The sequence below is a fragment of the Brooklawnia sp. genome, assembly GCF_049651565.1.
Classification (GTDB): Bacteria; Actinomycetota; Actinomycetes; order Propionibacteriales; family Propionibacteriaceae; genus Brooklawnia.
This window is the reverse complement of record NZ_JBASCI010000240.1, coordinates 1-2,503: the sequence shown is the minus strand read 5'-3', so window position 1 is coordinate 2,503 and position 2,503 is coordinate 1. Positions and strand designations below refer to the sequence as shown.

The window sequence follows — 2,503 nt, the reverse complement described above, 5'->3', positions numbered from 1 at the left end:
GGCGTCGACGGTGCCGGCGAGCACTGCCACCCAGATGCCGCCGGCGTGGGCCATCGTTTCTGCGACGTGGTTGTGCCTGGCGGCGGCGACCAGCGCCCGGGCGTGCGGTGCCAACGAATCGGGCTTGTTCAGCAGGATGCCCTGCTGGACGCCGGCCCATCGCAGGTGTGTCGACCACAGCGGCGGCGAACCCAGCTGGCGGAGAATCTCCAGGCCACGGGCCAGGTGCGGGGCCAGCGTGGTGGCGTCCCCGACCCGCGCCGCGGCGGCGATCAGCGAACTGAGCGGCAACAGCGTGTAAAGGTCGACCTCGACGTGCCGGATGGCGTCGATGGCCTCGTACCAGGTGGCCTCCAGCGCTGGGACGTCGCCGTAGCGGCGGGCCAGGCTCACCAGGATCGTCTGGCGCAATAGCTCATCGCGCGGCGCGGTGGGGGAGCGTAGCTCCTCGGCCTGCGCGAGCGATTCCCGGGCTGCCGCCAGCCGCTCGCCCTGCAACGCCAGCCAGGCCTGGACGAGCAGCAGCCGGCGGACCGCCCACGAGCCGCCCTGACCGCCCGCGATGGCCGAGTCGATGACCGAGCGGGCCGTCTTCAGGTCGCCGGCGCCGACCGCGACAGCCGCCGCGATGACCGCGGGCAGTTCGGGCAGCGGGTCGGTCGCGCGCGACGAGGTGAACAGCTCCGAGGCGCGCACCAGTTGGGTGAGGGTTGACACCGGTGGTTCGGTGGCCAGCGATGCCTGCAGGCCTTCGCCCAGCATCCGCATCGCGATGTTCAACGTGGATGGGGCGTTGGCCCCGCCTGCTGTTCCGTTGCCGTTCGCGGCGACCTGCGACAGTTCGGCCAGCGGGTCGGCCTGCCCGGCCCCGGCGTGGGTCATCGCGGCGACGGCGCGGGCCTTGATGGTGTGCGGCGGGATGGCGAGGTAGACCTCGCTGGCGGTCGACATCATGCCGCGGGCGGCCCAGACCGAGGCAGCGATCTCAGCGGCTTGGGCGTCGTTGGACAGTTCGTCGTCGGCCAGCGCTGCGTCGGCGAAGCTGGCCGCGGTGTCCAGGTCGCCGGTGGCCCAGGCGGCCTGCGCCTGGCGCAGGGTCAGGTCAGGCTGTTCCAACCCCGAGGCCCGGGCAGCTTGGTACAGGTCAGCGGCGCGTTGCGGCTGGCTGGCCACGAAGCGGTCGGCCAGCGCGGCCAGGGCGCTGCCGATCCGGGCGTCCTCGATACCGTTCAGCCAGCCCTGGTCGTCCGACTTGCCGTGTTCGATGCCCTCGGCGACGGTTGCGCTGAGCTGGACGATCCGGTGCACCGGCACCGCTGCCCTGACCGCGGAACTCACCACGGGCACCGGACGGCCGTTGCGCAGCAGCAGCCCCTCGGCGTAGCCCTGCGCGATCAGGTCGTCGGTGGTGGCCGGGTCGTCGAGCTCGGTCATCAACTGCCTGGGCCCGAGGCAGATGGCCTGAATGGTGCGGCGCAGCCGGTCGTCCACCGAATCCAGCCGGTGGGCGATCCGCTGCTCCAGCACGTGCCGCAGTGCGGCGTGGTGGGCGTCGCGGCACTCGGCCTCGTCGTGGTGGCTGAGGGCGTGCGAGACCAGCCAGGAGATGCCGCCAGTGAGGGTCAGGATGTCGTCGAGGCACTCCGGTGGGATGCGCTGCCCCTTCTCGGCGCGGTAGCTGATCAGGTCGGCCCGGGTGACCTGCCCGAGCACGATCACCGGTGCGCTGCTCTCCAGCCGTCGGGACACCTCGGCGGTGGTCGCCGATCGGGGCCATGGCCGGCTGGCTGCCACCAGCGCGGCGTCGGGATCGCCCGCCCGTCTCAGCACGGCGTCCTGCCGGGTGGGGCTGAGCGTTGCCAGGTTGTCGACCAGCAGCACCTCGGACGCCGGCACGGCCCCGATGTCGAGTTCGTCGTCGGCCATCCTGACCTGCAACCCGTCGCGCACCAGCAGGTCGTGCAGGTCGCGCAAGACGTTCGACTTGCCGGAGCCGGCCGGCCCGACCACGAAGCCGCGGGGCGGATTGGCCGTCGCCAGCTTCTCGACGTCGGCGCGCACGCTGTGGGCGCCGGTGAAGAACAGGGACGCGGCTGTTTGCGGGGTGACCGTGGGCGTTGCCATGCTCAGACCGGGACCTCTGATGTTTCGAAGGTGGGTTCGGGTTCGTAGGTCGGCTCCGGGTCGGCTGGCGGTACCGGGTCGGGTTCGGGCTCGGGTGGCGGCGGCACCGGATCGGGAATCGGATCCGGTACGGGGTCGGGGACCGGGTCCTGCACCGGTGCCGGCTGCGGCGCGGGCTGGGTCTGCTGCTGGGTCGGTTGGGCCGGCGGATTGGTGGCCGGCTGTTGGGTCTGGGCCCGGGTGGCGGCCGGCGCCGGGTTGTTGGTGACCGTGGTCCGGTTCGTGGTGGCACCGGCGGTGGTCGTCCTCGGCACCGCCACTGCTGCTGCGGCTGTGGTCGCCCTGGGCGCGCCGGGTCGCGCCGAGCTCGAGGGCCGGT

The 2,503-nt window shown here is 72.6% G+C and carries 2 protein-coding genes; both read right to left on the bottom strand.

Going from position 1 to position 2,503, the window contains the following annotated elements:
- The coding region (locus WBL05_RS11440; protein WP_424226034.1) for a hypothetical protein at positions 1–2,124 on the bottom strand (2,124 nt) is incomplete at its 3' end.
- Positions 2,125–2,126: 2 nt separating this feature from the next.
- Positions 2,127–2,503: hypothetical protein (locus tag WBL05_RS11435; protein WP_424226032.1), on the bottom strand; the 377-nt coding region annotated here is incomplete at its 5' end.